Annotated in this window: 22 protein-coding genes and 3 pseudogenes; 9 read left to right on the forward strand and 16 right to left on the reverse strand. The window is 66.7% G+C overall.

All coding sequences use genetic code 11. The annotated features are described in order from the left end of the window. The 4 genes and pseudogenes from BST15_RS18765 to BST15_RS18780 form a co-directional block, all read right to left on the reverse strand. A pseudogene (locus tag BST15_RS18765) lies at nt 1-196 on the reverse strand (L,D-transpeptidase); the annotation flags it as partial. Nucleotides 197-358: 162 nt separating this feature from the next. Beyond that, a complete protein-coding gene (locus BST15_RS18770) occupies nt 359-1570 on the reverse strand; it encodes an MFS transporter (protein ID WP_046189198.1) in 1212 nt (403 codons plus the stop codon). A 79-nt stretch (nt 1571-1649) separates the two neighbouring features. Next, nucleotides 1650-1943 (reverse strand): copper-sensing transcriptional repressor RicR, encoded by a 294-nt coding sequence (ricR, locus tag BST15_RS18775; RefSeq protein ID WP_046189197.1) that lies wholly within the window; start codon nt 1941-1943, stop codon nt 1650-1652. Beyond that, the gene (locus tag BST15_RS18780; RefSeq protein ID WP_052751452.1) at nt 1940-2509 is read right to left on the reverse strand and encodes a DUF305 domain-containing protein; all 570 of its coding nucleotides are present in this window, start codon (nt 2507-2509) and stop codon (nt 1940-1942) included. Before BST15_RS18780 ends, ricR begins: the two co-directional genes overlap by 4 nt. Nucleotides 2510-2583: 74 nt before the next feature. On the opposite strand from BST15_RS18780, the gene ilvD reads away from it, so the two are divergent. Continuing rightward, nucleotides 2584-4308: a dihydroxy-acid dehydratase gene (ilvD, locus tag BST15_RS18785; RefSeq protein ID WP_109370801.1), complete on the forward strand. Its 1725-nt coding sequence runs from the start codon at nt 2584-2586 to the stop codon at nt 4306-4308. Here the strand turns inward: ilvD and BST15_RS18790 are convergent. Next, a complete protein-coding gene (locus BST15_RS18790; RefSeq protein ID WP_046189194.1) occupies nt 4305-4964 on the reverse strand; it encodes an O-methyltransferase in 660 nt (219 codons plus the stop codon). The two genes, ilvD and BST15_RS18790, sit on opposite strands and share 4 nt — an antisense overlap. A gap of 121 nt (nt 4965-5085) precedes the next feature. On the opposite strand from BST15_RS18790, the gene mymT reads away from it, so the two are divergent. Next, nucleotides 5086-5235, forward strand: a complete 150-nt coding sequence (gene mymT, locus BST15_RS18795; protein ID WP_046189193.1) for a copper-binding metallothionein MymT — start codon at nt 5086-5088, stop codon at nt 5233-5235. A gap of 101 nt (nt 5236-5336) precedes the next feature. On the opposite strand, the gene BST15_RS18800 is transcribed toward mymT, so the two are convergent. Genes BST15_RS18800 through BST15_RS18820 form a run of 5 tightly spaced genes read right to left on the reverse strand, consistent with a single transcriptional unit; the run spans nt 5337 to nt 9538 of the window. After that, nucleotides 5337-5756 (reverse strand): Imm63 family immunity protein, encoded by a 420-nt coding sequence (locus BST15_RS18800; RefSeq protein WP_083071109.1) that lies wholly within the window; start codon nt 5754-5756, stop codon nt 5337-5339. Continuing rightward, a complete protein-coding gene (locus BST15_RS22885; RefSeq protein WP_052751450.1) occupies nt 5728-7323 on the reverse strand; it encodes a TNT domain-containing protein in 1596 nt (531 codons plus the stop codon). Before BST15_RS22885 ends, BST15_RS18800 begins: the two co-directional genes overlap by 29 nt. A gap of 59 nt (nt 7324-7382) precedes the next feature. Continuing rightward, nucleotides 7383-7892 (reverse strand): TIGR04338 family metallohydrolase, encoded by a 510-nt coding sequence (locus BST15_RS18810; RefSeq protein WP_046189191.1) that lies wholly within the window; start codon nt 7890-7892, stop codon nt 7383-7385. Beyond that, nucleotides 7889-8641: a DUF2786 domain-containing protein gene (locus tag BST15_RS18815; RefSeq protein WP_046189190.1), complete on the reverse strand. Its 753-nt coding sequence runs from the start codon at nt 8639-8641 to the stop codon at nt 7889-7891. Before BST15_RS18815 ends, BST15_RS18810 begins: the two co-directional genes overlap by 4 nt. Before the next feature lie 45 nt (nt 8642-8686). Beyond that, complete coding sequence (locus BST15_RS18820) at nt 8687-9538, reverse strand: alpha/beta hydrolase (RefSeq protein ID WP_046189189.1); 852 nt, start codon at nt 9536-9538, stop codon at nt 8687-8689. 48 nt (nt 9539-9586) lie between these two features. Between BST15_RS18820 and BST15_RS18825 the strand changes: the two genes are divergently transcribed. Both BST15_RS18825 and BST15_RS18830 read left to right on the forward strand, forming a co-directional pair. Next, complete coding sequence (locus BST15_RS18825; protein ID WP_046189188.1) at nt 9587-10330, forward strand: glucose 1-dehydrogenase; 744 nt, start codon at nt 9587-9589, stop codon at nt 10328-10330. 67 nt (nt 10331-10397) lie between these two features. Then, complete coding sequence (locus BST15_RS18830) at nt 10398-11522, forward strand: NDMA-dependent alcohol dehydrogenase (RefSeq protein WP_046189203.1); 1125 nt, start codon at nt 10398-10400, stop codon at nt 11520-11522. Between the two features lie 4 nt (nt 11523-11526). Here the strand turns inward: BST15_RS18830 and BST15_RS18835 are convergent, their stop codons facing one another. From BST15_RS18835 to BST15_RS23290, 3 genes and pseudogenes are all read right to left on the reverse strand, one after another. Further along, on the reverse strand, nt 11527-12000 hold the full coding sequence (locus tag BST15_RS18835; protein ID WP_046189187.1) for an LppA family lipoprotein: 474 nt from the start codon (nt 11998-12000) through the stop codon (nt 11527-11529). An 83-nt stretch (nt 12001-12083) separates the two neighbouring features. Beyond that, on the reverse strand, nt 12084-12947 hold the full coding sequence (locus BST15_RS23285) for an alpha/beta hydrolase (RefSeq protein WP_420093285.1): 864 nt from the start codon (nt 12945-12947) through the stop codon (nt 12084-12086). A gap of 492 nt (nt 12948-13439) precedes the next feature. After that, nucleotides 13440-13997, reverse strand: a pseudogene (locus BST15_RS23290) (putative alpha/beta hydrolase); the annotation flags it as partial. Nucleotides 13998-14062: 65 nt separating this feature from the next. Between BST15_RS23290 and BST15_RS18845 the strand changes: the two are divergent. Both BST15_RS18845 and BST15_RS18850 read left to right on the forward strand, forming a co-directional pair. After that, entirely contained in the window at nt 14063-14785 is a 723-nt protein-coding gene (locus BST15_RS18845) for a pirin family protein (RefSeq protein WP_046189186.1), read from the forward strand. Nucleotides 14786-14908: 123 nt separating this feature from the next. Then, complete coding sequence (locus BST15_RS18850; protein ID WP_046189185.1) at nt 14909-15997, forward strand: phosphodiester glycosidase family protein; 1089 nt, start codon at nt 14909-14911, stop codon at nt 15995-15997. Between the two features lie 14 nt (nt 15998-16011). Here BST15_RS18850 and BST15_RS18855 read toward each other — a convergent pair whose 3' ends face one another. The 3 genes from BST15_RS18855 to BST15_RS18865 all read right to left on the reverse strand — a co-directional run bounded on the left by BST15_RS18855 (nt 16012) and on the right by BST15_RS18865 (nt 17337). After that, nucleotides 16012-16407, reverse strand: a complete 396-nt coding sequence (locus BST15_RS18855; protein WP_409366554.1) for an Mce protein — start codon at nt 16405-16407, stop codon at nt 16012-16014. A gap of 26 nt (nt 16408-16433) precedes the next feature. Beyond that, nucleotides 16434-16664, reverse strand: coding sequence for a hypothetical protein (locus BST15_RS23295; protein ID WP_052751448.1), 231 nt, complete (start codon nt 16662-16664; stop codon nt 16434-16436). 82 nt (nt 16665-16746) lie between these two features. Further along, entirely contained in the window at nt 16747-17337 is a 591-nt protein-coding gene (locus tag BST15_RS18865; protein ID WP_052751447.1) for a hypothetical protein, read from the reverse strand. A gap of 379 nt (nt 17338-17716) precedes the next feature. On the opposite strand from BST15_RS18865, the gene BST15_RS18870 reads away from it, so the two are divergent. The 3 genes and pseudogenes from BST15_RS18870 to BST15_RS18880 form a co-directional block, all read left to right on the forward strand. Beyond that, nucleotides 17717-18586 carry an MlaE family ABC transporter permease gene (locus tag BST15_RS18870; protein WP_046189184.1) on the forward strand — a complete coding sequence of 290 codons (870 nt, stop codon included), beginning with the start codon at nt 17717-17719 and terminating at the stop codon, nt 18584-18586. A 1-nt stretch (nt 18587) separates the two neighbouring features. After that, nucleotides 18588-19445, forward strand: a complete 858-nt coding sequence (locus BST15_RS18875) for an ABC transporter permease (RefSeq protein WP_046189183.1) — start codon at nt 18588-18590, stop codon at nt 19443-19445. A gap of 1 nt (nt 19446) precedes the next feature. Then, a pseudogene (locus BST15_RS18880) lies at nt 19447-20783 on the forward strand (MlaD family protein); the annotation flags it as partial.

A 20783-nucleotide genomic window follows, 5' to 3' on the forward strand; every position in this document is an offset into this window, starting at 1 on the left:
GTTCCGGCGGGGGCGGCGGCAGTTCCGGTCCGGGCGGCGGCGCGGCCGGGTCGACCGGCCCGGCGTTCGCCGCGGCCGGGTCACCGGGCTGCTGCGGCGGGTCGGCCAGCGCCGATCCACACCCGAAGGTGAGCCCTGCGGCCAATGCAGCGGTGCTGAGCCACGCCCCGCTCCGCACGAGCTTCCATCCCGACATCTACATACCTCCCCGATCACACACGTCATTCCAGTGTCGCACAGGACAGCTTCCAGCTAACTTCGACCGCCAGCCGATGCCACCGACGAGGGCCTTAGCGAACTGCCCTGAACAGTGATTTCTCTGCCCGGAGCAGTGGCGAACGTTACCGGCCCGCAGCGATCAGGGAACGACAAAAAGGCGCTTACTCGCCGTGATCCCCAGTGCGGCCAGGCCCACCAGCACGGCCGAAGCCGTCAACATCGCCGACGTTCCGGCCCGCTCGAACAGCAGCCCGCCGGCCAACGAGCCCCCGGTGATGCCGACCTGGAACGCCGTCACATACAGACCCGAGGCACCATCGGGGTCGTCGGGCGCGGTGCGCATGGCCGCCGACTGCAGCATCGGCGACACCGCCATTGCCATCGCGCCCCACAACACGAGCGCGACCCCGCCGAGGACAGCCGTCCCGGTGCTGTGACGCCCACCGATCGAGAGCGCCGCAAGCACCACGAATGCTGTCGACATCGCGGCCATGCAGCCACCGGTCACCATCTTCGGGCGATGGTCCACTGTCCGCGCCAACAGCGGCATCGCGATCAGGCCCGCCGCACCGAAAGCGGCCAGCAGCCAGGCCAGGCGGGCATCCGAGACGCCGACGACGTCGCCGATGATCACCACGATGAACGTGTAGGAGATGAAGTGCCCGGTGACCGCGATCAGCATCAGCGCGCTCACCGCCACCAGCCGTCCGTTGCGGTGGTGGTGGTTTCCCACCAGCGCCAGCTGATCGGTGGTCAGTATGAGGGCCGGGAGTGCGATCCGGGCGGCCAGCGTGACGGCTGCCGCTGCCACCGTGATCACCACCACGGCCAGTCGCCAACCCCAGAGCAGGCTCATAGCCGACGTCAGCGGGATGCCGACCACCAGCGCAAGGCTGGTGCCGACGTAGATCGCCGTGGTCGCCCGGCCGGAATGACTGGGCGGCACCAGCCGGGTGGCGATGGGCGCCAGCACCGACCACATCAGGCCATGGGTGACGGCGCACAGCGCACGGCCGGCCGCCAGCACCGCGAAGTTGGGCGCCATCGCCGAGATCACCTGCGAGGCGGTGAGGCACACCAGCGTGAGCAGCAGCACCCGGCGGCGCGGCCAGAACGCGGTCCAGCGCACCAGCGGAAGCGTCGTCGCAGCCGCCACCACTGCGTACCAGGCCAGCAGGGTCCCGACCAGCGCCTCACTGACGCCCAGCCCCACCGAGATGGCGGGCAGCGCGCCGACCGGCAGGATCTCGGCGGTGGCATAGATGAAGGCGGCCGCGGACAGGATCGCCAACCGAGCCGTGGTCTGCGGCGTCCACGGCCTTGATCGGGTACTTCCGGTTTCCACAGTCATGTATGGGGGGCAGTGTCCAGTGGTCCGTGGCGCATTGCGCTCCCGGTAACTGCTGGATCACATGGTAACGGCGCGAGGTTCAGGAACGAACCAGCCGCGCGATTGCGGCGGAAGCTTCGGTGAGTTTGGCGTCCGCCTCTTCGCCACCGGCGGCGACGGCCCCGCTGACGCAGTGCACCAAGTGCTCGTCGAGCAGGTTCAGCGCCACCGACCGCAGCGCGCTGTTGACCGCGCTGATCTGGGTGAGTACGTCGATGCAGTACTTGTCCTCATCGATCATCTTCGCGATGCCGCGCACCTGGCCCTCGATCCGGCGCAGCCGCTTGGCGTAGTTGTCCTTGCGCGGGGAGTATCCCGGAGCTTCGGTGGTCATGACGCCCCCAAAAGTCGGTTCATCTGGCTGATCTCGGATTGCTGAAACGGCACAAGCGACTGCGCGATGCTGATGGCCTCGGGGCTCTCACCGTGTTCGATTTCGTTCTGCGCCATGGCGATCGCGCCACGGTGATGAGCGATCATGGTCTGCAGCCACAGCGTGTCGAAGGCCGCGCCGCGCAGGCTGCGCAGCCGATCCAGGGTGGCCTTGTCCACCATGCCGGGAATGTCAGCGGGGTCCTGGCCGGCGTGGTTGAGGGGTAACTCCCACTGCAGCAGTTGCGCCTGACACCCCTGCAGCTCGGTGCGCTGCTGGGTGGCACTCTGGGCGGCGAACGCGACCAGCTCCGGGTCGGAACTCTGGGTGGGCACCAGGGCGGCCAGCTCCAGGGCCTGCTGGTGGTGGCTGACCATGTCTTCCAGAAACGTCACGTCCGCGGGGCTGCCGGTAGCCATTGCGGCCGAGCTGGTCGAGGCCTCCGGCGCGCGCGTGGGCTCGTGGTGGCATCCCGCCACGGCAACGCTGGCGACCACCGCGACGACGACGGTCAGGATGGTTCTCATGCGCACACTGTAGCGCATACCCCCGCGGGGTATTTTATTCGTTTTGTCGGGTACGCCCCTACCGGCATACTGAGCTGGTGAATTCTCCGAACACCGACGCCGCTGGGGCCCCCGTCGACATCAAACCGCGCAGTCGCGACGTGACCGACGGCCTGGAGAAGACCGCCGCCCGCGGAATGCTGCGCGCCGTAGGCATGGGCGACGACGACTTCGCCAAGCCCCAGATCGGTGTGGCCTCATCGTGGAACGAGATCACTCCGTGCAACCTGTCGCTGGACCGGTTGGCCAAGGCTGCCAAAGAAGGCGTCCTGGAGGCGAGCGGTTACCCGCTGGAATTCGGCACCATCTCGGTTTCCGACGGCATCTCCATGGGCCATGAGGGCATGCACTTCTCCCTGGTGTCGCGGGAAGTGATCGCCGACAGCGTCGAGACCGTGATGTGCGCCGAACGACTCGACGGCTCGGTGCTGCTCGCCGGTTGCGACAAGTCGCTGCCCGGAATGCTGATGGCGGCGGCGCGCCTCGATCTGGCCTCGGTCTTCCTCTACGCCGGTTCCACCATGCCGGGCTACGCGAAACTGTCCGACGGCACCGAGCGCGAGGTGACGATCATCGACGCGTTCGAGGCGGTCGGCGCCTGTTCGCGGGGCCTGATGTCCCAAGAGGATGTCGACATCATCGAGCGCTCGATCTGCCCCGGTGAAGGCGCCTGCGGCGGGATGTACACCGCCAACACCATGGCCAGCGCGGCAGAGGCGCTGGGCATGTCCCTGCCGGGCAGCGCGTCGCCCCCCGCGATCGACCGGCGCCGCGACGGTTACGCCCGCGCCAGCGGGGCAGCGGTGGTGGAGTTGCTGCGCCGCGGGATCACCGCGCGCGACATCTTGACCAAGGAGGCCTTCGAGAACGCGATCGCCGTGGTGATGGCCTTCGGCGGGTCAACCAATGCCGTGCTGCACCTGCTCGCGATCGCGCGCGAGGCTCAAGTGGATCTGACGCTGGCCGACTTCTCGCGGGTGGGCGCCAAGGTGCCGCACCTGGCCGACGTCAAGCCGTTCGGCGCGCACGTCATGTACGACATCGACAAGATCGGCGGCGTGCCGGTCATGCTGAAGACCTTGCTGGAAGCCGGTTTGCTGCATGGCGATTGCCTCACCGTCACCGGAAAGACGATGGCGGAGAATATCGCTGAACTCAATCCCCCCGTGGTCGACGGCAAGGTGTTGCACGCGCTGACCAACCCGATCCACCCGACCGGCGGCATCACCATCCTGCGTGGTTCGCTCGCACCGGAGGGCGCGGTGGTCAAGTCCGCGGGCTTCGACACCGACGTGTTCGAGGGCACTGCACGGGTTTTCGACGGTGAGCGCGCCGCCCTCGATGCCTTGGAAGACGGCACCATCAGCGCCGGTGACGCTGTGGTGATCCGCTACGAGGGCCCCAAGGGCGGGCCTGGAATGCGCGAGATGCTGGCGATCACCGGAGCCATCAAGGGCGCCGGCCTGGGCAAGGACGTCCTGCTGCTGACCGACGGCCGGTTCTCCGGCGGCACCACCGGGCTGTGCGTCGGCCATATCGCACCGGAGGCAGTGGACGGCGGGCCGGTCGCCTTCCTCCGTGACGGCGACAAGATCCGCCTGGACGTGGCCAACGCGACTTTGGACGTGGTGGCCGACCCGGCTGAATTCGCCACCCGCGCCGAGGGTTTCACTCCGCCAGCGCCGCGCTACACCACCGGCGTACTGGCCAAGTACCGCAAACTGGTGGGCTCGGCTGCCACCGGCGCCGTCTGCGGCTAGTCCACCACGGCTAGGGCGAACCCGTCCCAGCCCTTGGCCCCGATGGTCTGTAGCGCGGCGGTGCGCAATCTGGGATGTGCGCCCATCAGCTCCAGCACATCCCGGCTGCCGCGCGCCGTCGCATCGCCGTCCCGGGGTTTGAGGATCGCGCCGGCACGGATCACGTTGTCCACCACGATCAACGCACCCGGGCGGCACAGTTGCACGGCCCAATTCAGATAGCCGACGTTGTTCTCCTTGTCGGCGTCGATGAACACCAGATCGAAGGGCTCTCCAGTCAGCGTCGGCAGGGTCTGAAGCGCCTCCCCGACCAGGACCTGCACTCGGTCACCGACGCCGGCCCGGTCCAGATTGCCGCGGGCGACTTCGGCGTGTTTGGGCTCGTACTCCAACGTCACCACCGAGCCCGCGGGTCCGACGGCGCGCGCCAGCCAGATCGTGCTGTAGCCACCCAGTGTGCCGATCTCGAGGATGCGGGTGGCACGGGCTGCGGTCGCCAACAGATTCAGGAACTTGCCTTGTTGTGCCGAGACCGCGATGGGCGGCAAACCGGCCTCGTCACTGGCGGCCAGCGCCGCCGTCAACGCCGGGTCGTCTCCGGCAAGCAGGCTGTCCAGGAGGGCGTCGACGTCGCGGGGCACGGGCTCGTGGGTCACTTCACCCAGGCTAGCCCGCGAACACCGATCCGGCTTCGCGCAACTCTTTACCCCATACCCCTATGGGGTATATAGTCGGTGGACCCGGCGCTCGCCGGGATCACAGAGGAAGGTGTGACCGATGGCCAACTACGAGGACGGAACATTGCTGACGTGCGGCCACGACGGCTGTGGATGCCGGGTGCGCGTCGAGACTGCGTGCCACTGCCCCGGCGCGGAAGTGAGCTACCGCTGCACCTGCGGCGACGAACTGGTAGCCGTCAACAGCTGACGACAAGACGGCGCCGGTGACGCACAACCTCGACCGTTGTGCGTCACCGGCGCCTTCTCTTGGTCTACACCACGGCTTCGGCAGAACCTACGACAGAACCGTCACAAGGGTTCACCGATGTCCGGAAGGAGCGCAATGTCCTGCGGTTGTCCATTGCGAAACATGGCCGCAAGTTCACGGACACGCCTTTTCGCCCAGACGACGTTAAAGTCACTGAGCACTTCGTACTCGTATTGAAAGCGCTCCTTGCGGTCGCCCACTAGCTTGGCGGCTTGGCTCCTGACTATGCCCTTGCAGTACCAATAGAGAAGATCATCGAGACTGCCCACCCGGTCAAAGACGAGTTCTCCACGCTCGTAGGAAGCGAAATGGTACGAACCATCGTCAGCGAGATAAACGTTGAGCCCGTCATTGGTCCATAGTCCGACCGGCATGGTGCGGACTCCCAGATCTGCCGACAATCGATCGATCTCTACTTGAAGTTCCCTGGACTTAGCGTCCCAGGGGCGGTCCGTACTCATTAAGCACACCTCGATCGACTAGATCTTCTACAGTCAGCGTGGAGCCGTCCGAGTCTACGATCATGTATTGAATCGCCCCCGGTGATGGCGTCTGCCCGAAAAACGGCTCCACTGGTCCTTCTACGATTTTCCAGCCGGGAGGAAGCGGCTCCCCGGTCACGATGTATCGATAGTATTGCGCTCCAGCCGATTCCGGCGCCAAAGACCGGTCTGCAAAAGATGCACCATCCGGCGCAAAGTAGCTACCAGTTTCAGATCCAAACCGGTCGATGATGGTTCCTTCGGGCAGCTGCGCGGGATGCGGAATATAGCCCGACGGGAAACCGCCGTTTTCAGGCCAGACCCGAGTTTCAGGCCTGCCGAAGCTGGCCTCGAACTCGTGCCATGACAGACCACCAGTCGGATTCCATCCCCGCAGAACAGCCGCGGGTGCTCCGCCCTCGGTCAGAACTTCGGCAGGCAGCCCCGCGCGGACTATTGCCCCCTCCGTGCCGAACGGCAAGGTCACTGCGGCGGCGCCGACGTCGAAAGCCTTCTCCCCCAGAAAATAGGCGGGGCTGGGCGCGTTCACGGCGTCCTTGACCTGGCCGACACCCGCGCCGACCGGGTTGATGAAGGTGTCGCCGAGCCCCTTGGCCAGGCCACCCCACGATTCCAGGACGCCGGGAGCGCCCGGGCCGCCCTGACCGAGCAGGTTCTTGACGGCACCTTCGGTGGCTCGCCAACGGTCCCCGAACGCATCGCCGAACCCCAGCGGGGCCCGCCGCTGCGATTGGGGTGCGACGTAACGCGGCAACGACTGCTGGGCCTGCACCACCGCCGCGTTGATCCGCGCTTCGATCTGATCTGCCGGGAGACCGTCATTGGCCATGACCTGCCGCGCCAAGACCTTGAAGCTCTCCACATCCTCGACGTTCAACGGCGAGGGCGCGTCGGTGACATCGGAGCTGCGCGCCACGACATCGGGCTCATAGCCGTCCTTGACCCGCAGGTTGGTCAGTGCCGACTGCAGTGACTTGGTATAGCCACTGCGGATACTCGTGACGTTGGCCAGCGCCGTCCGCGTGTCGGCTATTGCGCCGTCCCAACACTGATCAATCAGGGCATCGACGTCGTCGCCGTGCAGCTGGTACGCCAGATGGTGAGTGTTGTAGTCCGCCAGATATTCGTCGTAGCCCCGCAGATTGGCATTGAGCGCCTCGATCTGCTCACCGCAGCGCTGCCGCGCCTGGGCTAGTGCGGCGGCGATGGTCTCCAAGTCGGCCGCGATCTGGCCGAGTTGTTGGTTGGTGGCGTGCAGACCGTCCTTGACCCGTTGCACCTCAGCGGCGTCGTTGATCGGCAACTCGCCGTTCTCCCGGTGGTACTGCTCGAAGTGCTGTTGGGCGGCGCGGAAGGTCTCCTCGGCCGCGGTTGCCGAGCCGGCCGCCGAATGAAACGCCCGCGCCAAGTGGTCGATCTGGGCGGGGCTACCGGCCTGAACGCTGTCATCAACGGCCCAGGGATCGCCGCCCGCGGCGGCAACCAGCTCACCGAGCCCCAGATACTGCAGACTCGGGCCACTCACGGCGCACCCGCGCTACCGGCCATGGTCAGATCATGACCGACACCACACCGAAGCGCACCTCACCGCACGCCCTCCTTGGCGAACACCACCCGCAGCACATATCCCAGCTCCGGGCCCATCACCAGTTCGGCCAACTCGCAGAAGGTCGCGACGAACTCCGGGCCGTGTGGCGGCCGAGCCTCACACAGGTGGTGCGCGATCTCATGCAACACCACCAGTTCTCGCAATGCCCAATCGACGCCGCGTTGATCCGGCACGGCGATAACACCTGCCGCACCAAGCTTTTCGTAGTGTGCGGCGGTAGTACCGCGGCGCACCCGCACCTCCAGCGCCAGGGCCTCCGGCCAGCGAGCGCGCACGCTCGACAGCGCCATGACCTCGTCGACGTAGCGTCGCACCGCCACCACCGAACCGAAGCGGGCCTCGGGCGGCAAGGTCAGCTCGGTGCCGAAGAACTCCACACTGCGTCGGCCGGTTTCAGCGGCGCGGTCGAACACTGTGCGGATAAAGCCCTCCGCCGCATAGACCTTGGCGCGTTGGGTATCACGCGCTGAAGCGTTGTCGCTCACCGCTCCAGCGCGGACCGCGCCACAGACAGCTCAGCGCTGTCACCCAACCGAGCCCTGCGTCCGGCCCGGTCCCCGGCCCGTCGCGCCTCAGACGAATACCCTGCTGAGGCCCGAGTGGCCCGCCAGGTACCACGCGCCTTCGACGTGCCGCGGTAGAAGTCGCGTAGCTCTAACTCTTTGTTGCGCAACGCAAGCGCGGTTCCCGGCGGCCTGCTCTTGTCCTTCTCGGCCTCACGTCGGGTCTCCTCGCGAGCTTCGGCGAGCCGCTGGCCCACTCGAGCGCCGAATGCCAGGTGAAAATTCAGCCGCGCGGTGATCGTCGGGGTGGGCCGGTGCGCACCGGTGGCGATATAGGCGTCCGAAGCCCGGACCATCTGTACGACCAGGCTGGCGTAGAGGGCATGGGTGGCGTCGATGTCCTCGGCGAACCCGTAGGCATAGACATAGGTCGAATTGGTCGCCACGTCACAACGCACGTCATTGGCCGTGGCGATTCCCACAAACAACTGCACATAGGTGCGCAGCCCCCGCGCCCCGGGCGATCCGATGGTGATGGTGCGCTGCACCGGCGCTGTCGCGGCCGTCCGCGTGGCGGAGTGTGCTCGCGCCACTGCCAGGTCGATGGAGGTGGCGGTGGCCAGCCGTTGCGCCGCCGCCATGAAAGCTTCCGCCTCGTGGGCGTTGTCCGTGCCCTCGGCCTGGCGCAACAGAGCGGCGATCCGCGCCAACATCTTGTCGTCGGTGCTCATGGCCGCCACGCTAACCGACCACGACGACACCGCGCCGACGGCGACTCACAGGTGCGCGTCGATCCAGCCGACCACGTCGTCGAGCACCTGCGCGCGCTCGGGCTCATTGAATACCTCGTGGTACAGCCCCGGGTAGACGATCAGGCGCACGTCGTCGGAACCGACGAGTTCGACCAGCCGGGTACTGCCCTCGGCGGGCACCAGTCCGTCGTCGGCGCCGTGCACCACCAACAGCGGCGCCGTGAGTGCCTGCGCCCGCGTCGGCATGGTTTCGCTGACCTTGATCAGCGCGCGGGCCACACCGGCCGGTACCCGTCCGTGGTACACCAGTGGATCCTCGTTGTAGGCGGCCACCACCGCTGGGTCACGTGAGACCAGCGCGCTGTCGAGCTTCTCCACCGGCAGACCCGGCGCGACGGCCCCGACGGCCTTGGCGATGAACGCCAGCCCCGGCGACACCACATCGGTCATAGCCACTGCCGGCCCGGACAACACCATCAACTGGTAGTCGTCGGGGCGGTCTACGCCGTAGCTGAACACGATCGCGCCGCCCATGCTGTGGCCGAGTACCACCCGCGGCAGGCCGGGGTGCTCTCGTGCGGCGATATCGGCCAGCGCGTGGAAGTCATCGGTGTACTCCGCCATGCTCCGGCACAGCACGCGCTTGCCGCCCGAGCGCCCATGCCCGCGGTGGTCCAGGGCGTAGGTCACCAGGCCTGCCGCCCCGAACCGCGCCGCGACGTGGTCATAGCGGCGAGCGTGTTCGCCGAACCCGTGCGAGAGCACCACGACCGCGCGCGGCGGCATTTCCGGTGTCCAGGTGTCGTAGACGATCGGCACCCCGCGCACACCCTCGAAGGTTCGCTCCGTTCGGGTCCCAAAGCCAGGGGATGCCATCAGGGCAGCCTAACGGGCAACCGGCCCGCCGAGGTAACGTCGCCAACCATGGGACGAGTCGAAGGCAAAGTTGCGCTGATCAGCGGGGGCGCTCGAGGCATGGGCGCCGCACACACGCGGGCGCTGGCCGCCGAAGGCGCCAAGATCGTGATCGGTGACGTCCTGGAGGACGAAGGCACCAAACTCGCCGACGAGCTGGGGCCCGACACGGCCCGCTTCGTGGCGCTCGACGTCACCCAGCCCGACCAATGGCAGACAGCCGCCCAGACCGCGGTCGACGCCTTCGGCAGCCTCGACGTCCTGGTGAACAACGCCGGGATCGCGAAGTACAACGCCCTGGAGAACTTCGACCTCGCCGCCTGGCAGCAGGTTCTCGACGTCAATCTGACCGGAACGATGCTGGGTATGCACGCCGCCGTCGCCCCGATGAAGGCCGCCGGCGGCGGCTCGATCATCAACATCTCCTCGGTGGAGGGGATGCGCGGCTCGGCCGGCCTGTACGGCTACGTCGCATCGAAGTGGGGGGTGCGCGGGCTGGCTAAAGCCGCCGCCCTGGAACTGGCGCCGCACAACATCCGGATCAACAGCGTGCTGCCCGGGCTGATCCGCACTCGGATGACGATCGCTATCCCCGACGACTCCCTGCAGATCCCGCTGGGCCGGGGCGCCAAGTCCGCGGAGGTGTCGACCGCGGTGGTCTTCCTGGCCTCCGACGAGTCGTCGTATATGACCGGATCGGATCTGGTGATCGACGGGGGCCTGTCGGTGGGTATCCCACACAAGACCAGCTAGCTCAGCATTCTCCCAGCTAGAAGCACCCGTCGGGATCACTTCTGAAACGTGTTCTATGATGCCCGTCATGAAGACCAAGGGCGCATTGTTGTGGGAAGTTAACTCTCCGTGGCGAGTCGACGAGATCGAGTTGGGCGACCCCGTTGAAGGCGAAGTCCAGGTCCGGATGCATGCCGCGGGCATGTGCCACTCCGATTACCACCTGACCACCGGGGCCACCCCGATGGGACTGCCCGCACTGGGCGGGCACGAGGGCGCCGGCGTCATCACCAAGGTCGGCAAGGGCGTGACCGGCCTGGAAGAGGGCGACCACGTCGTGATGGCCTTCATCCCGGCCTGTGGTTCCTGTCCGCCGTGCATGAAGGGCTTCCGCTCACTGTGTGATCGCGGGGCGGTGTTGCTGGGCGGCAAGGCGATCGCCGACGGCACCAACCGGATCCACGCCGGTTCGCATGAGGTCTCGGCGATGAACCTGCTCGGCACGTTCTCGCCCTACATGACCGTCCATCAGGACTCGGTGGTCAAGATCGACAAGGACGTGCCGTTCGAGGTTGCGGCCATCATGGGTTGCGCGGTGCCCACCGGGTTCGGTTCGGCCACCAATGTCGCCGAGGTCAAGGCCGGCGAGACCGTGATCATCGTCGGTGTCGGCGGCATCGGTATGAGCGCGCTGCAGGGCGCGGTGCTCTCCGGGGCCCGCCGGGTCATCGCGATCGACCCGGTGCCGTTCAAGCGCGAGGCGGCCGTCAAGTTCGGCGCCACCCACGTCTACCCGTCGATGGCCGAGGCGATCATGCCGGTCATGGAGGAGACCTGGGGCCTGATGGCCGACAAGGTGATCATCGCCGTCGGTGACATGAAGGGCGAGTACATCGAAGAGGCGATGATCCTGACCGCCAAGACCGGTACCTGCGTGGTCACCGGCATGGGCGCGATGGTGGACGCCGACGTGAAGCTGAACCTGTTCTTGTTCACCATGTTGCAGAAGACCTTGAAGGGCAACATCTTCGGCGGCGGAAGCTCGCACATCGAGACCCCCAAGCTGGTGGGCCTGTACAAGTCGGGCCTGCTCAAGCTCGAAGAGATGATCACCACGACTTACAAGCTCGAGGACATCAACACCGGCTACCAGGACATGATCGACGGTAAGAACATCCGCGGCGTCATCACTTACGACGAGTCGGACTGGTAGCCCGTCACTTCTTGTCCTGCGGCAGTCGGCAGCCCGTGTAACCGGAGACCACGAGGTTGCCGCGGTAGCCGACTTTGATGAAAAGGCCGGTGGGGCCGTAGAAACCGACGTCATGGTTTCCGGGCTGATCCTGCATGACCTGTATCTCGGTGGCCTCCAGTTTTGCGGCCGCCGTCTTGGCGGCCTGCTCGAGCCGGGACCAGGACTGTTCTGAGACGTCGACGTTCTGCGCGATGACGTCCGGGAGGAAGTACCTCTTGCCTTCGGTCTGTTCGTACGGCCGTTCGCAGCGGCCGCCCGAACCCTCGTGGAGCGTCTCCCAGTTGGCCGTTGGGATGAACTGACTGGCGGCGGTGGTGATCTCGTCCATCACGGCCTGCACCTGGATCTGGGTCTCCTCCAGCGAGGGCAGGGATCTGAGCACGTTGAGGGCTTCTGCGGCGACGCTGGGCGGAGTGGGTTCATACGGTTGGGACACGTGACATCCTGCGGTTAGTGCGACGATGACCAGGACAGCGGACAAGCATCGACGCGGCTGGTGTGGGGACATGTTGTGAGACATCAATTTCCTCGAACCGCCTTGTCGCCGAGGCCTGCCAGCACCGCGGCGATGTTGTAGTTGGTCGTTCGGATGCCTCCCCCATCGGGGAAGCGTGGGTAATCGCTGTGGCCGTGCGCTTCCTGCAGCACAATGGTGCCGCCATGTCCGTCGGGCACTGTCGCGGCACCGGTGGCCAGGCGGGTGACTTCGGGATTGGTCGCCGGGTTCGATCCGAAGTCGCCGAATTCGTTGTTGAGGTAGCTGCCCAGAATCGGAATTCCCTGGCCCACCGCCCTGGCGTCGTAGACCCACTGAATGGGATCGTCGGGGGCTTCCATCGCGTAGACCTGGCCGGATTGCAACTGCAACTGTTCCGGCGTGGACGCTGCGATTCCAGGGGAGCCGTAGAACAGCGCCCGCGATACCCCGTGGTCGCCGGGTTCCTGCAACGCCAGCCCGGTGGTCAGCGAGCCGTACGAGTGCCCGATGGCAGTCAGGTCAGCGGGGCCACCGAGGTGCGAGGCCTGTATCCCGTCATAGAAGCGGGCAAGGTCGTGGGCCCCAGCCCTGGCCAAGTCGTCATGAGTGACTCCCCAGAGCCCGGACAACGACGCGGTTTTGTCGTCAAAACCGGGCACCTGTGGCGGGTCATAACCGATCCAGGCGATCGTCGACACCGAGTCCGTCGCGTGGCCGGGCGTAAGGCCCAACTGCCGCAGGGCTTCTTGCCGGACGTTGGTCGCCTCTTCGGTCATCGTCCCGATGCCGCCGTGCACCGTGGTGTTCAGTCCCGGCGTGGTGACCGAAACGTGGGTGGCCTTGTCCGGATCTCCGATCGCGATTGCGGCCCGGGCCTGGGTGCCGCTGTCAAGGTCCAGCAGCATCAACTTGCGGTCCGGACTGGCACGGACCGCGGAGTCGACGGCCAGCAGATCAGGCAGATATTTGGCGCCGTCGCGGGCCGCGTCGAATTGGCGTTGCCAGTTCTCGTAGGCCACGCGCTCGTCGAAGATCGCCCCGGGCTCGTTGGGGCGGGGAATGTTGGTCCCGGCAGCCCAGTCCGGGTGCTGGTGGCGCAGCTCCTCGGCGTGAGCGGCGGCGCCCTGAGCCCGGCCGAGTTCATCAGCCAGGTGCAGCTTGTTGTAGTGGTCGTAGCCCAAGTGATCCGGTGGATCGCACGGCATCCCCGGATGATTGCCGATGTTGTTGTCCTGACCGTAGAGCCAATCCTTCTGTCCCGGGGTCAGGCTGTTCCAGAAGTCGTTGAACTGTTTCGGGTCGTCGGGCACGGGCCCGGGCGGCGGCGCCGGTGCGTCAGCGTCGAATTTGTCGAGCGCAGCGTCGGGGTCATAGCCGTCCCTGATCCGCAGGTTGGTCAACCCCTGCTGCAGGGACTTGGCGTAGCTGCCGCGGATCACGGTGGCGTTGTGCAGGGCGGTCGCGGTGTCGTCCTTGGCCAGCTGACGGCACTGGGCGATGTCCGCGTCGTGGTCGTAGCCCTGGTTCTGCAGGTCCAGGTACATCCCGATGCGGGCGTCCAGGCCGATCAGGTTCGCGTTGAGCGCGGTGATGTTGGCCTGCGAGGCGGCGCGGGCCTGGGCCAGGGCGGCGGCGATGGTCCCCAGGTCCGCGGCGATCTGGCCGAGCTGCTCGGTGGTGGCGTGCAGGCTCTCTTTGACCCGGGTGACCTCGGCGCCGTTGTTGATGGGTTGTTCGCCGTTTTCCCGGTTGTACTGCGCGAAGTGCTCCTGGGCGGTGCGGAAGGTCTCCTCGGCGGCGGTGGCCGAGCCGGCGGCGGAGTGAAACGCCTGAGCCAAGAAGTTGATCTGCGTGGGGCTACCGGCTTGCAGACTGTCATCAACCGCCCACGGATCACCCCCGGCATGGGCCATGAGCTCGTCGATCTGCAGGTACTGCAGGCTGGGACGGCTCACCCGACCGAGGCTAACCCGTTGTGACCAGCGGAACCAGCCGCTGTGGCGCGCTAGCCTTGGCAGCTATGACGGGCCTGCCCGATGTGCGCCGAGCAGCGGACCGCGCGGCCACCAGCACGCCGTGGCTCTCCTCACGGCATTCGTTCTCATTCAACGACTACTACGACCCGGACAACACCCATCATGGACTGCTGCTGGTCAACAACGATGACGTGGTGCAACCCGGTGCCGGCTTCGACACTCATCCGCACCGCGACGCAGAGATCATCACCTGGGTGCTGTCCGGCTCCCTGAGCCACCGCGACTCGATGGGCAACTCAGGCGTGATCGTCCCGGGCCTGGCGCAGCGGATGTCAGCCGGTTCGGGGGTCCTGCACTCGGAGAAGAACGAATCCGATTCGGCACCGGTGCATTTCATCCAGATGTGGATCATGCCGGACACGCCGGGCGCAGACCCGGGTTACCAGCATCACGACATCGGTGATGCCCTGACCGCCGGCGCCTTGGTCACCGTCGCGTCGGGACGGAACCCGGATGCCGCGATCACCGTGGGCAACGCCGGCGCCACCCTCTTCGCCGCGCGACTGGAGCCCGGCAACAGCATTGAGGTGCCCGATGCGCCGTACAGCCATCTGTTCGTCGCGGTCGGCCATCTCGATCTGGAGGGCGTCGGCTCGCTGCACACCGGCGACGCGGTCCGCTACACCGGCGACGGCGGTCACCGCCTCACCGCGTCCGCCCCGGCGGAGATCCTGATCTGGGAGATGCACCGCCGACTCGGCGGCTGATCACTGCCAATAACCGATCTGCCACTGACACAGCACAATTCGGTCACGCGGGTTGTCCGCGTGGTTTCTGTGGCTACCGTGGGAACTTGCTGCTACCCCCGTCCGGAGCCGAAGGGACAAACGGTGTCGACCCCAGTCGCTTTTGCGCGCCGGCTGGCGGCCGGCTGCGCCACAGTGCTGCTCTGCGCAGCCCTGGCGATCGGCCCGGGCCAGCCCATCGCGCGTGCCGCCGCCCAAGACCAGTTGGCCGCCGCGATCGCGCGGACCCCGGGCTCCTACCTGGTCTACAACTTCGGCGGGGGGCATCCCACGCCGATGCTCAACGCCGCCGGCGACTGGTACGAGATGTCCAGCGGCGGGCATCTGGTGGTTCTCAAGTCGACCTCACAGCGGATCGAGCCGCACCTGCTGGTCGACAGCCATCGCGGCGCTCAGAGCCGCTGCGAACGCGATCCGCGGGCCCGCACCAGCGAGGGACTGGTGCAGGCCTCCGAGCTCTATACCCCGCTGCAGGCCTGGCAGGCACTGGGTCGGCCGACGGTGGCGATCAACGCCAACTTCTTCGACATCCGCGGCCAGCGAGGCGGATCCTGGCGAACCACCAACTGCAGTTCCCCGCTGGGCACCTACGTGGACAACACCCGGGGCAATGGCCGGGCCAACGTCGCGGTCACCGGCACCATCCCCTACGCCGGCAAACAGGGACTGTCCGGCGGCAACGAGCACTGGTCGACGCTGACCACGATGATCCTGCCGACGCGCGGCGCGCCCTATGTCGTGTGGCCGCGCGGCGGCCGCGACGGCGGGGACTACGACTCGGCCGGGCCGACGGTGACCGGACTGGTGGAACGCGGGGATCGCTTCGTCGCGGTCAGCGGACTGGGATTGCTGGCCCCGGGCATCACCGGTCAACTCAACGACGGCGGGCCGAGCGCGGCACGCACCGCCGTGGGCTATTCGCGGGCCAAAGACGAGCTGTACATCTTTCAGGGCGGCCACTACACACCCGACAACATGCAGGATCTGTTCCGCGGGCTCGGCAGCGACCACGCCGTACTGCTCGACGGCGGCTCGTCGTCGGCGGTCGTGCTGCGCCGCGACGCCGGCGGCATGTGGACCGGCGCCGGGGTGCCACGCGGAACGTGCGACACCGCGCAGGTCCTGTGCGACGCTCACGAACGCGCGCTGCCCAGCTGGCTCGGATTCAACTAGCGGCCGGTGATCGCCTAAGGCATCTCGACCTGGGAGGCCAGCCAGCGGCCGTTCACCTTCTCCATGGTCATCACGATTCGGCTGCGGTCGATCTGGATTTGGGGGGCGGCCTTGTTGCTCACTCCCTGGTCGACGAAGAGCAGCACCTCGACCCTGTTCTTACTGGCGGACTTGACCGCCGAGTCGATGACGGTGCCATGCGCCGTCGCCTTGTTGTCGATCAACAGTTGGCGCAGCTGTTCACTGGACGCGCTGTAGACGTCTTTGAACTCGCCGGTGGCTCCGTCGAGGATCTCGGCGAAGTTCTGGTCGATCGCGGCGGGGTCCACGCTGGTGAGCACCAGGGTGTAACTGGTGGCCGCCTCCAGCGCCTGCTGAGCGGCGACAGTGCGCTGGTGATGGGCGAACAACAGCCAGCCCTCGTAAGCCGCTGCGATCAGTCCCAGCGCCAGGACCGCGGCGGCAATCCATCGCCGATCCAGCCGCAGGCCTCGACTCGACGATGTGGGCTCCCGGCTTCGTCGGCGGGCTGGCTTTCAGCGGACTCAGCCTCAGCAGCCTCGGATTCGGCAGCCTCGGATTCGGCGGCCTCGGTCTCAGCGGGCTCAACCGCCGGCGGGGCGGCCTCGGCTTCGGTGGCCGCTTTCTCGGCCTCACGGTCCGACACTGAACTACCTCTCATGGTCCGCTGCACGGGCCGATCGGCCGCAACGCACCCGAACCTACCCCACCAGGCGGCGGCGGGCTTTTCAGGCGCAGGCCCTGGACTTCCGCAGTGCGTCGGCCCATCCCGCCGCGGCGTCGAGGTGGGGACGGGCGAAGCCCGACGGCTGCTTCTGACGCAGGCTGTCGGCGATGCGCGACAGCTGGAACAGCACCGCGGTCAGCTGTTCGCCGCCGTAGATCGGCGAGTACGGGCCGAAGTTGTCCGGGGTGTTGCGGATGGTGAGTGGCTGCAATCGCGGTCCCAGGAAGCCGGTCGCCCGGTCGATGTTGGCCACCACGGAATCGACCTGCGACTGCACGCTCGGGTAGACGTCGTGGTGTTCGCCGAGACTGCGGTTGACGGCATTGATCTGCCCCATCAGCGGATCGAACTGCGCGTTGAACCACTGACACGAGTCCGACATGCCGGCGATCATCTCGGGCGTCACCTGGTAGGTGAAGGTGCTGTACGGCCAGATGTCCATCCTGGGGGACCAATCGGTGGGTCCGGGACTGAACGCCGGAAGCGCCGGGGCCGGGTCCGGGTCGGCACCGACGGGAGCCGGCGCGAGCACCCCCACGGCCGCCAGCGTGCACGCGACTAGGCCGGCAATCTGGGTCCAGCGTCCCCGCATCCGCACCGTCGAGCCTTCCTTTCACCGAACACGTTTGGCCAGGTCGAGTATCGCCATCAAGGCCTGCCTGGCGGCGTGAAAATACGAAAAGGCGTGCTACTGACTAGTAACCCGCCCATAACCGAGGTCATGTTGCCTGAAGCGGCCTTGGCCGGGCATTGTGTCCGACATCATGTCCGGATGAAAGGTTGCGGCGAGACCCCATGATCTCTTCCTCAACCGTGGCCATGCGTATCCTTTCTATCTACCCACCAGTTGGTCAAAGAAGTTCCGAACCCTACCGCGGAGTAAGAACTGTGACTATGGTGACCGCCATGGATCATCGGCCGCCATCCCGATCGGCCACCCCCGGTGATCTCACGACCACGATCGGCGACCGATGACCACCCAGGACGAGCGCGACCTCACCGATGAGGCTCCCCTCGACGGTGTGGCAGCCATCGGAGACTGGACCGTCGGGTACGCCCATCGTCACCCACTGGCTTCGCTGACCACCGTCGGCGAGCAGTGCGTGCTGGCGGTCCGCACCGTGCAGTACTTCTTCTCCGACCTGTTCGGCGGCCGCTTCCAGTGGGGCGAGTTCGTGCGGCAGAGCGCGTTCATGGCCAACACCGCCGTGTTGCCCACGATCCTGGTGGCATTGCCGATCGGGGTCACGCTCTCCATCCAGTTCGCCCTGCTGGCCAACCAGGTCGGTGCCACGTCGCTGGCCGGCGCGGCTGCCGGACTGGCCGTCATTCGGCAGGCCGCCTCCCTGGTCGCGGCCATGCTGATGGCGGCCGCGGTCGGTTCGGCCATCACCGCCGACCTCGGGTCGCGGACCATGCGCGAGGAAACCGACGCCATGGAGGTGATGGGAGTCTCGGTGATCCGCCGCCTGGTGGTTCCCCGGTTCGGCGCCGCCATCATGGTCGGCGTAGCACTGACCGGGATCACCTGCTTCGTCGGCTTTTTGGCGAGCTACCTGTTCAACGTGTACTTCCAAAAAGGTGCGCCGGGCAGTTTCGTCGCCACGTTCTCCTCGTTCGCCACCACCGGCGACATGATCGTCGCGCTGATCAAGGCCGTGGTCTACGGCGCGATCGTCGCGGTGGTGTCCTGCCAGAAGGGACTGTCCACGCGCGGCGGGCCGGCCGGCGTGGCCAACTCCGTGAACGCATCGGTGGTCGAATCGATCCTGGTGCTGATGATCGTCAACGTCGGCATCAGCGAGCTCTACAACGTTCTCTACCCGCGGACGGGGCTGTGAAATGACAGCTTCCTCGTACATCCCCGCCTTCGCGCGCCCCTTGGTGAGCGCCTACCGCGCGGCCGCGGTGCCCACCACCCGGCTGGGACACATGCTGGTCTTCTTCGGCCGCGCCGTAGCCGGTGTCCCCACGGTGCTGCGCCACTACCGCAAAGAATTCTTTCGGCTGCTCTCCGACATCGCCTGGGGCAACGGCTCCATCGTGGTGGGTGGCGGTACCGCCGGAGTGGCCATAGTGCTGGGCTTCACCGCCGGTGCACTCGTGGCGATCGAGGGCTACAACTTCCTGAACCTGCTGGGCCTGGGACCGGCGACGGGAATCATCTCGTCCCTGGTGAACACCCGCGAGCTCGCGCCGATCATGGCCTCGATGGCGTTCGCCATGCAGGCCGGTTGCCGGTTCACCGCGCAGCTCGGCGCCATGCGGATCGCCGAAGAGATCGACGCCCTGGACGCGATCGCGATCCGGCCCATCCCCTTCCTGGTCACCACCCGGCTGATGGCCGCCACCATCGCGGTGATCCCGCTCTATGTGGCCTGCCTGGCGATCACCTATCTGACCTGCCAGTTCGTCACCGGGATCATCGGCGGCGGCTCGATCGGCCCGTACATGCACTACTTCACGATGATGTTGAGCGGCAAGGACATCATCTATTCCGTCCTCAAGTGCGTGGTGTTCGTGTGGCTGGCCTCCACTGTGCAGTGCTACTACGGCTTCTACGCTTCCGGCGGCCCCGAGGGCGTCGGTGTGGCCGCCGGCCGAGCGATGCGCGCCAGCATCACGATCGTGATCATGGTCAACATGCTCATGACGATGGCCCTGTGGAGCATCGACGCCGGCGCAAGGTTCGGTGGTTGACGTGAGCAATTCCTTGGACACCGACGGCCGCGGCCCCTCCGAACAGCAACTGCTGGGCGCGGGGATCGCGGTCCTGCTGGTGATCGCGCTGGCCACCGCGGGTCTCCTGGCCAAGTCCACCGGCATGCTCAACGCCTACGTGCGTGTCGTGGCCGACTTGATCAACGTCGGCGACGGTCTGCCGGCCCAGTCCGACGTCAAGTATCACGGTCTGCTGGTCGGCAACGTCACCGACGTGATCCCGGCCGCCTACGGCAAGCCGAATTACGTCCACATCAATCTCAAGCCCGACTACGCCAAGGACATCCCCAGCTCGGTCACCGCCCGGGTGGTCCCGTCCAACGTCTTCGCGGTCTCCTCGATTCAGCTGGTCGACTCCGGTACCGGCGGCCCCACCATCCGCGACGGCAGCCACATCGCCGAGAACGGCGAGCTGTCTACGGTCATCTTCCAGACCACCGTGTCCAAACTGCGCGACATCCTGGCCGCAACCGGCCGGGGCCGCGAAGACCACAGCCTGGGGATCCTGGCCGCCGTCGGCGCGGCCACCGACAACCGGCGGGTCAAGCTGCTCAACACCGGGGCGCAGATGTCCCGGCTCCTCGATCAGTTGAATGGAATCGTCGCCACCGAGCCCGGGCCCTCGACCGTCTCTGCCCTGCTCGACGCCACCCACGGCCTGCAGTCGACGGCTCCCGAACTGGTCGACGCGCTACACCAGGCCGTCGAACCGATGCGCGCATTCGCCCAGAAGCGCGCCGAGCTGGCCTCGCTGGTCGCCAACGCGCAGCACACCGTGGGCGTCACCCGGGAAGCCCTCGACAACCACATCGATCAGCTGATCCAGATCACCCATGACCTCACTCCCGTCGTCGGGGTCCTGGCCAATAACGCCGATAAGTTCGTACCGATCTTCACCCGAGTGAACCGGCTCTCCGACAAGTTCTTCGAGGAGCTCTACGACCCCAAACTTGTCACCCGGAACATGCGCGCCAACTTGTCCTTCACCCCGATGTTCACCTACACCCGGGGCGGATTGCCCACAGTACGGCGAGGTCAAGGGGCCGAGCTGCTTCACCGCGCCGATGATCTCGGTACGGTCCGAGCTGCCCGAGACGCTGTTGCCGCAGAACTACCACTTCCCCGCCGGCCTCGAGCCGCCGCCGGGCACCGAGATCGGCCCGGACGGCAACCTGCGGGCGGTCGGCCCACCACTGGTCAACCCGAACCGCAGCCTGGAAGACACCAACCCCCCGCTGCCGTGGTGGACCGGGCCGTTCCCGCGCGTTCCCAGCACCGCCGACCCGCTCGACCCGGGTCCGCCGCCCCCGCCGAGCC

This window comes from Mycolicibacter arupensis, from assembly GCF_002086515.1.
Classification (GTDB): Bacteria; Actinomycetota; Actinomycetes; order Mycobacteriales; family Mycobacteriaceae; genus Mycobacterium; species Mycobacterium arupense.

Bases quoted from the DNA above. Each gene is read 5' to 3' on its own strand.
- BST15_RS18845 (WP_046189186.1), top strand. From the start codon at position 14,063: ATGACGGGCCTGCCCGATGTGCGCCGAGCAGCGGACCGCGCGGCCACC.
- mymT (WP_046189193.1), top strand. From the start codon at position 5,086: ATGGCCAACTACGAGGACGGAACATTGCTGACGTGCGGCCACGACGGC.
- BST15_RS23285 (WP_420093285.1), bottom strand. From the start codon at position 12,947: ATGCTGCTGGACCTTGACAGCGGCACCCAGGCCCGGGCCGCAATCGCG.
- BST15_RS18830 (WP_046189203.1), top strand. From the start codon at position 10,398: ATGAAGACCAAGGGCGCATTGTTGTGGGAAGTTAACTCTCCGTGGCGA.
- BST15_RS18770 (WP_046189198.1), bottom strand. From the start codon at position 1,570: ATGACTGTGGAAACCGGAAGTACCCGATCAAGGCCGTGGACGCCGCAG.
- BST15_RS18815 (WP_046189190.1), bottom strand. From the start codon at position 8,641: ATGAGCACCGACGACAAGATGTTGGCGCGGATCGCCGCTCTGTTGCGC.
- BST15_RS18870 (WP_046189184.1), top strand. From the start codon at position 17,717: ATGACCACCCAGGACGAGCGCGACCTCACCGATGAGGCTCCCCTCGAC.
- BST15_RS18825 (WP_046189188.1), top strand. From the start codon at position 9,587: ATGGGACGAGTCGAAGGCAAAGTTGCGCTGATCAGCGGGGGCGCTCGA.
- ricR (WP_046189197.1), bottom strand. From the start codon at position 1,943: ATGACCACCGAAGCTCCGGGATACTCCCCGCGCAAGGACAACTACGCC.
- BST15_RS18820 (WP_046189189.1), bottom strand. From the start codon at position 9,538: ATGGCATCCCCTGGCTTTGGGACCCGAACGGAGCGAACCTTCGAGGGT.
- BST15_RS18865 (WP_052751447.1), bottom strand. From the start codon at position 17,337: ATGCGGGGACGCTGGACCCAGATTGCCGGCCTAGTCGCGTGCACGCTG.
- BST15_RS18800 (WP_083071109.1), bottom strand. From the start codon at position 5,756: ATGAGTACGGACCGCCCCTGGGACGCTAAGTCCAGGGAACTTCAAGTA.
- BST15_RS18875 (WP_046189183.1), top strand. From the start codon at position 18,588: ATGACAGCTTCCTCGTACATCCCCGCCTTCGCGCGCCCCTTGGTGAGC.
- BST15_RS18780 (WP_052751452.1), bottom strand. From the start codon at position 2,509: ATGAGAACCATCCTGACCGTCGTCGTCGCGGTGGTCGCCAGCGTTGCC.